We start from the raw sequence: 7,869 nt of genomic DNA, 5'->3' as shown, positions 1-7,869 counted from the left end.
TGGGTTCGGTTGGTATAGATTTTTGAAAAATGGCTCGCAAACTGACTTATTGGCATCAGCGACCAAAGATAACGCCTTGCCTATGGCGGCGGTGGGGCTTGATAATTTGGATTTGGTAAAATATCTGGTCAGTCAAGTATCACTCTCGCCTGAACAAAAAATGGCGGAACTGCGTAAATATTATCCAGAAGCCAAGCAAGCCGACTGGATAGAAAATCAAGGCGGTCAGCGTGTGCAAATCATCAAAAAACTGCCAAATGAGCCTGCCAAATTGCAGTTTGGTACAGAGATTTTTGCATCCCAAGACGGCACGCTTAGTGCCTTGCTCGGTGCCTCACCAGGGGCGTCTACATCGCCAAACATGATGCTTGATTTGTTGGCAAAATCTTTCCCTGATGAAGTGCAGGGCAAATGGAATGCCAAACTTTTGGAAATTATCCCGTCTTATGGGCAGGATTTGGCAAAAAATCCAGAACTGCTTGATAAAGTGCGTACCGACACCAGTCGCACATTGGGTCTGGTCTATACATCAAAAACCCAAAGTACTCCTGTGCCACAGGATGGTGCAGACGTGCCAGAGCCGACTAAGTTTGTGCCGTCTCCTGACGCCAAAGAGCCGGTGGTAGAAGTGGGCGAAGAGAACCAAACCGAGCCTAAAAAAGTGGCATAAACAACATAAATACAAAAATAAAGGGTGAGTGATTGCCCTTTATTTTTTATTAAGTAGTTATGGAATTTAATATTTGCCCAGTGGCTATAATTTAAACAGGCCGATAATTTAAATAAACCAAAAACATGACAAAATTTTTACGTTTTCTGCAAGGCATTAGCTGGGCGGTACTCATCATGCTTGGGCTGTATCTGTGGATATTTGATTGGGGTGTGGGCTATGTGGCACTTACTGTCATCATCGCAGGCGTACTAACATATCTGTCAAGCAAAAACATCATCAAAGGGCAAGGTATTGCGTGGATGGCGATAGCGGTACTGTTTGGCGTACATATTTGGGCGTGTTACGAGCTACACGCCCACAAAGCACGCCATGACACGGGCGAGCGGTGGTCGCAGTATGGGGCGTTGTAGAATTTAGACCGTCCGATAATCCGTCAAATCCACTACCGTATCACAGTAATGCCGTGTCAAATCGTGGTTATGACTGACCATAACCAGTGTGCAGTTTTGGGTGCGACAGGCGTCTGTGAGCAAATCGAGCGTGGTCTTTTGAGTGATGGGGTCTAGGCGGTTGGTTACTTCATCGGCAAACAGTAGCACAGGTTTCATCATCAAGGCTCGCATGATGGCAATGCGTTGGAGTTCACCCCCAGAGACACTCTCGCTGGTGCGGTGCAGTAGGTCAGGGTGGAGCTGTAAGGCGTGCATGAGCGGGGCGATTTGGCTTTTATCAAGACTATGGCGTTTGACCACGTCATCGATGAGCGTGCCGAGCGTGATGTTTTGAGCGAAGGCGGACGGTGGGTCTTGGTAGAGTTTTAGCACTTGGTGACGTTTGGGTTTGGTGTGCCATGTCATTGACCCTTTGGACGGTGTGATAAGCCCGCAAATGGCGTCCCCGAGCGAGCTTTTGCCAATGCCACTATCGCCGATGAGTCCCACCGCTTGCCCTGCGTGGAGCGTGATGTTAAGCCCACTAAATAGCTCTTTGTTACCACGACTGATGGCTACGTCTTTTAAGGTCAAAAGGGGTGTCTCAGCAGGCGTGATGTCCGCCTTTGTCCATGTGGCAGGGCTTGCACTCATCAGCTCTTTGGCGTAGTCGGATTTGGGATTTTGTAGGACATCGGTGGCTTGCCCTTGCTCTAAGAGCTTACCTTTTTTCATGACCATGAGCAGGTCATTGTCAGTGCTTAGACGGTTGGCGACTTCGATGTCATGTGTGATGGTCAAAAGGCAGCCGCCTTGTTTGGCGACTTGGGCGAGTATGTCCACGACAGCGATTTTATTGGTGTGGTCAAGCCCTTTGGTGGGTTCATCGGCGATGACCATGTACGCCCCGCTCACGGTGGCAGACGCAAAGGACGCACGCTGTGCCATACCCCCTGACAGCTCATGGGGGTAGCAGTCTTTGGCGTGGGCTAAGGAGAGTTGCTCTAAGGTGCGTAAGGTGGTGTCTTTGGCGGCAGAGTTATCGACTCGTTTGACAAAATGCAGACTCTCCCAAATCTGGCGAAACACCGTCATGGTAGGGTCAAGCGAACGCACCGGCTCTTGGGGGAGCATGGTCAAATCACGCCCCCACAGTGTGGCAAATTGGCGTTCATCAAGCTCGCCTTGTCCATCATGGAGCGTTTTGCCATTGATGAGAATTTGCCCTTTGACCGTCAAGCCCTTGGGTAATGCCCCCATGACCGCTTGGGCAAGTAGGCTTTTGCCTGAGCCTGTCTCGCCTAGGATAGTCAAATTTTGCCCCTTTTTTATGCTAAGACTAATGGGCTCAACTAAGGTAGCACCGTCTGCGGTGTGGACGGATAAGTTATTGATTTGGATTAAAATATCTGGTGATGATTGGGTGTTTTGCATGATTAGCCGTCCTGTTTGCCTGATAATAATTGGAATGAAAGCACGAGTAAAAACACGGTGATTATCGGCAAAAAGAACACCAAAGGCGCTTCATAATAATAAGGAAATAGTTCGGTCATCATGAGACCCAGCTCGGCGGTCGGTGGTTTAAGACCGACATTGACAAAGCCAAGCGTGGCAAGGGCTAGCACCGCATGACCCGCCCCAAATGCCGAGAGTGTCCACATGACGGGAGCAAGTCTTGGCAGATAGTGGCGTTTGATGATGTACCACAGCCCCATGTCCATGAGTGTGCTGGCTTGTACTTCGCTTGATTTGCGTAAGGTTAGGCTTATCGCACGGGTCATCTTAAAAAACTCCACCCACATGACAAGTGATACGCCCAGATACAGCGACCAAAAACTGTTGGGGGTGATAGATGCAAACAGTAGGATAAACAATAAACCAGGCAATGCCATGATACAATCACAGATAAAGTTAAAAAACTTATCCAAAATCCCCCCAAAAATCCCTGCCAGCAAGCCAAACAACAGCCCAAAGATGAGCGACACCCCCACCGAGCCGACAATGAGTGAAAAAGACAAGCGAATGGCGGACGCCAGCCGTGCCATCATATCACGCCCTAGATGGTCGGTGCCAAAGGGGTGCTCACCACTGGGGGCAGATAGGATGACATCTAGGTTTTGCAGTGCCATGTCATGAGGGCGTATGAGCGGACTGCCATAGGCAAAGATGAGGAGTGCCGCCAAGATGATAAGTCCGATAAACTGAGTGGGGGTTAGGTTTTTTAAGTATTTCATCATAATATTGGCAAATTGATAACGGAGTTTGGCAAATACTGATAAGGCTTAGTGAGCTTCATAACGGGGGTCAATGTAGCGATTGATGACATCCAAGACGGCGTTTAACACCACGAACAGCCCACCCATGACCAAAGCCGATCCTTGTATCATTGGAATGTCTCGGGCGATGATGGCGTGAACTAGGGCATGACCGATGCCGGGCCATGCAAACAGGCTCTCCACGATGACCACGCCTTCGATGAGATAGATGAGCTGTACCCCATGATAGGCGACAATGGGAATGGCAATGTTACGCACGCCATGTCGTCTAAATGCCTGCCAAGGGCTTAGCCCCTTTAATTTGGCAAATTCATAAAATGTAGAGTTAAGCACTGCCACTGCCTCATTACGACTGACCCGAACGGAGACCGCCGACAGACCCAAGGCGAGCGTGAGAGCAGGCAGGACGTAGTTAATCAGCTTGCCGTAGCCGATGGCAGGTAGCCATTTTAAATGCACCGCAAAGATGGTAATGAGTAGCACGCCAATGATAAAGGCAGGGGCAGAGCGGAGCAAGGTGGCGATAAATAAGGTAAAACGGTCAAAGACCCCATTAGGTCGCAGGGCGGAGAGTATGCCAATGGGCGGTGCGATGATGAGCGAGATAATCAAAGCAACAAAAGCGAGTGACAGCGTGTGTCCAAACTGGTGGGCTATCTCGTCCCACACGCTTGCCCCACTGACGAGCGAGTTTCCCAAGTCCAAGCGGAGCAGGTCACCAAACCATGCTATATACTGCTCATACCACGGCAAATCAAGCCCCAGTTCGGCTCGCACTTGGTCGGCAGAGCTTGCGGTAACTTGGTCGTAGCCATAGCGAGAGCTTGCGATACGATACGCCATGTCGCCGGGCAGGCTTCGCATAAGAACAAAGGTCAAAGTGCCGACCGACCAGACGACCAAGAGCAGTTGGATAAGCCGTGATGTGAGTAGTTTTAGCATGATAATAATGATAAGCAAAATTGGGCTATTATAATTTTTATTGATGATGAAAGCAAATGTAATAACATAATATTTTTTAAAATAGAAAACCCTACGCATGGCATGGGGTTTGGTGTTTAGATTTGGGTGGGTGGAGTGTTGGGATTTGCAAGGGTAAAGACCTGTTCATCCAAACGCTCCGTGCGACTTGCCAGACCGCATTTAAAGCAATAATGATTAAAGGTGCTTTTGCGAGTGGTGCAATTTGGACAATATTCAAACAAATGTATCCCACAATGTGGACAAAAGTCCAAATCGGTGTTATTGAAATCGAGCGAGCGTTCACAGCTTGGACAAATGCCCTTGCCGATTTTGATGTGGGCTTCATCATAATCCATATGTTGTTGGCGCTCGTTGCTGGATAGGGCTTCTTCGACTCGTTTGCGTTCTAGATAGGCGTTCATCGCCCCAATGGCGTATTTGTCGATGACGACCGTTACGACAATCCCCACGCCATAGCGAACATAACCGCCATAGTTGGGTAGATATGGCACCAATTCCAAAAAAAACACAAACAAGGCAAAAAATACAAAGCCCCGCACAAACGGCCATGCGTTGGTATGGCGGTAGCGTTTAAACGGATAACCTGCCAACAACAGTGGCAAGGTAATCATCAAGCGATAAATAAATACCTGCAATTCGGTGCGGTTATTATGGCGGTTGTAGCCGTCCATAGCGTCCGCTTCCATGAGCATGATTTGGGTTTCGATGTTCTCTACCGTCTGCCGTCTGTCTAGTTGGCGTTTTTCTATGGCGGACAGAGCTCGCTTTGCAAGGCTTGTTCTTGGGCTTTTAGCTCATCAAGCTCGCTTGTGCGTTTGATGACTTCGGGATTTTGGTCGGATTGTTCGGTCACAGAACGAGTGGCAAGCCAGTTGTCAAAAGTTTCACGGGCGTTTGTGTTTTCACTTTGTTTTTGGGTTAGCTCATGGCTTTTTGGTTCCCATTCGTGAGTGATGTCTTGCTCTTGTTGTTCGGCTTGGGTCAGCTCGTCTTTTAGCTGGTCGTAGGCAGGACGGTCGGCGACAAAATCAGATAATTCCACAGAGTCGGTGCTAATCATCGGCAAATCCGCCACGATTTTGCTCCCCAGTCCAATCAAAAAGCCGGCAAAAATTATCGCCACAATCCACAAAAGACATTAAACCATTTTTCAGGTTGTCTCCCTGCGGTTTTGGCTTTGGGGGTGGGCTTGAATTTGGCTCTATCTTTTTTATTCACGCTTTGTTCACTCATGACAAGCTCCAATGATGAAAAAATGACGAGATGATCAGGGTGTTTGATGTTTTTTAAGTTGCAAGGGCAGGAATACAATTTGCCCTTGATAGGTCAATCGCTGATATAAAGCTGAGAATGGGGCATCTTTAAAGAAATTTAAAACAAAATTTGCAACATTGACAACATAAAAAGACCGCATAACACGGTCTTTATGGACTTACCATTTAAGCTGATTTAGGTTATATTTACGCTCAAAGGGGTCAAGGGTCAAGCCTTGTAGCGACTTGTGAGCGGACGCACTTTGTTGGTAGTACACGACAGGGATAAGCGGACGCTCATCTGCCAAAATGGTGGCGACTTGTTTTTTGAGTTCATCTCGCTTGGCATCATCGGCTGTGGTGGCGATGTCATGCAAAGCTTGGGTGAGTGTGGGGTTTTGGTAATTCATCACACCCCAGTCGCTGCCTTGTGGGCTTAGGTCGGACTGTAGTGAAGCCAGTGGGTCTGGGGTGTTGCCGTAGTTACGAGCATACAGAGCCATTTGTAGTGAGCCGTCTTGATGAGCCTTGGGAATCTCTGATGAGTTGGTGATATTAACTTGTAAATCCACACCGATTTTAAGCCATTGGTCTTGTAAGGCGGTGGCGATAAGCGGTAGTTCTGGGCGGTCGGAGAACGTGATGAGCGATATGGTAAAGGGCTTACCGTCTTTTTGTAGCACGCCATTTGTCCCTTCGGTAAAGCCATTGGCGAGCAGTTTGGCTTTAATGGCAGGATAATCAGGGACGGATTTTGCCACGCCTGCCTGCCAACCGCCAAACATGGGCGGTAGTAGCTCATACGCTCCCGCGTCGCCAATGCGTAGCACCGATTTGGCAATGGCTTCACGGTCTATGGCATCAGATAGGGCTTGACGAGTGGTCTTATCGGCAAAGAGCGGATTGGCGATGTTCATCTTAATGGCAATGGTGCGAGCGAGCGTTTGGGTGGCCACTTGTAGGTCGCTGTTGTTTTGTAGGCGTTTTAGACTGGCACTGTCTAGGGTGTACACCAAATGGTCATCGCCACTCTCGACAAGCAGGGTGCGGGTCTCACTGCGAGAGTTGGCAAGGTAGTTAATGCGATTGATGTGGGCTTTTTGTCCCCAATAGTCGGCATAAGCCGACTGCTCAATCTTTTGTGGTGGCTCAACTTTATCCGCCCGATACGCCCCTGTGCCGATGATTTTGGTGGCTTGCCCTTTGTCATCAAAGGACGCTGGGGCTAGGATAATGGCGGTGGCGTGTGTCAAATAAGACGGTAGGGTGGTCAAAGGCTCGGCAAGATTGAATTCTACCGTTTTATCATCAACTGCCTTGATAAGCTCGATATTAGCACTTTCTAGGGCGGTGGGCTTATTTAGGGCAAGTGTTAGGCTATTAACCACTTCTTTGGCGGTCATGGGCGTGCCGTCGTGGAATTTGACATCATCACGCAACGTAAACACCCATGTTTTGCCATTGTCTTTTGTTTCCCATTTTTCGGCTAGGGCAGGGATAATCGCCCCTTTGTCGTCCACGTCCACGAGCGTCTCGCCAATACCCATACGCTGATAAACAAAGCCCGATGTGCTGGGGTCGGCATTGGTAATCTCCCAAGGGGTAACGACCGTGAGTGTCTTATCGCTCATGGCAGGCGCGGCGTTGTCTGTGGCGGTGCTAGCCTTGTCGTCATTACCGCAGGCGGTCAGGGCTAGGGCAGTGGCAAGTGAGCAGGCGAGGGCGGTGTATTTAAAAGTCATGATAAAATCCTAAGGTCAGCCGATTGGCAAAAAGTAAGATATGTTATTATATAACTTACAAAAATACAAGCCACTGGCAAATAAAAAATTAACGAGTGTGATTGATAAAGGGCATTTTGGGTCAAATGCGTGGGGGATTGGCTTAAAATTTAAAAAATTATTTAACATAATATTATCTTTTTCTTAAAAACTTTATAAAGGATAAAGGAAAAATTTTAAACTTTCCAATTTTCCCCACTTTGCCAATTAAAAGTCCACTTAACTTTATACCAAATTTATTTAACATAATCTATTTTGTTGATAAACTTTTTAAAATAAGAAAAGTTAAAATTCAAACACAATATTATTTACGATAAAAAATAGAAAAATTGCAATTCGCCCTTTAATGCAGAAATGTACACCCAACCAACTTGATATTTATCACGGGTTTGTAGAGGTGTGCTGAGCACACCCTTTGATAATATGACTATACAAGGCGTGCTCAGCACGCCCCTACGTCCACACATCATT

At 47.9% G+C, this 7,869-nt stretch carries 7 protein-coding genes and 1 pseudogene; 2 read left to right on the top strand and 6 right to left on the bottom strand.

Translation table 11 applies throughout. The features are described from left to right. Window positions 1-532: pseudogene (locus tag B5J93_RS04440) on the top strand (malate:quinone oxidoreductase); the annotation flags it as partial. Window positions 533-795: 263 nt separating this feature from the next. After that, complete coding sequence (locus tag B5J93_RS04435; protein ID WP_079324956.1) at window positions 796-1,083, top strand: hypothetical protein; 288 nt, start codon at window positions 796-798, stop codon at window positions 1,081-1,083. A gap of 3 nt (window positions 1,084-1,086) precedes the next feature. Here B5J93_RS04435 and B5J93_RS04430 read toward each other — a convergent pair whose 3' ends face one another. The 6 genes from B5J93_RS04430 to B5J93_RS04410 all read right to left on the bottom strand — a co-directional run bounded on the left by B5J93_RS04430 (window position 1,087) and on the right by B5J93_RS04410 (window position 7,359). After that, window positions 1,087-2,538: an ABC transporter ATP-binding protein gene (locus B5J93_RS04430; RefSeq protein ID WP_079324954.1), complete on the bottom strand. Its 1,452-nt coding sequence runs from the start codon at window positions 2,536-2,538 to the stop codon at window positions 1,087-1,089. A 2-nt stretch (window positions 2,539-2,540) separates the two neighbouring features. Further along, entirely contained in the window at window positions 2,541-3,341 is an 801-nt protein-coding gene (locus B5J93_RS04425; protein WP_211278847.1) for an ABC transporter permease, read from the bottom strand. 45 nt (window positions 3,342-3,386) lie between these two features. Beyond that, window positions 3,387-4,322, bottom strand: a complete 936-nt coding sequence (locus tag B5J93_RS04420) for an ABC transporter permease (RefSeq protein WP_079324958.1) — start codon at window positions 4,320-4,322, stop codon at window positions 3,387-3,389. Between the two features lie 116 nt (window positions 4,323-4,438). Further along, window positions 4,439-5,056: a zinc ribbon domain-containing protein gene (locus B5J93_RS13755; RefSeq protein WP_211278846.1), complete on the bottom strand. Its 618-nt coding sequence runs from the start codon at window positions 5,054-5,056 to the stop codon at window positions 4,439-4,441. Between the two features lie 53 nt (window positions 5,057-5,109). Further along, window positions 5,110-5,487 carry a hypothetical protein gene (locus B5J93_RS13750; RefSeq protein ID WP_174700897.1) on the bottom strand — a complete coding sequence of 126 codons (378 nt, stop codon included), beginning with the start codon at window positions 5,485-5,487 and terminating at the stop codon, window positions 5,110-5,112. 309 nt (window positions 5,488-5,796) lie between these two features. After that, window positions 5,797-7,359 carry an ABC transporter substrate-binding protein gene (locus B5J93_RS04410; RefSeq protein ID WP_079324952.1) on the bottom strand — a complete coding sequence of 521 codons (1,563 nt, stop codon included), beginning with the start codon at window positions 7,357-7,359 and terminating at the stop codon, window positions 5,797-5,799. Window positions 7,360-7,869 lie beyond the last annotated feature (510 nt).

This window comes from Moraxella equi (assembly GCF_002027555.1).
GTDB classification, from domain to species: domain Bacteria; phylum Pseudomonadota; class Gammaproteobacteria; order Pseudomonadales; family Moraxellaceae; genus Moraxella; species Moraxella equi.
Note: the sequence above shows the minus strand (reverse complement) of the source record. Positions and strands in the feature narration are given on the sequence as shown.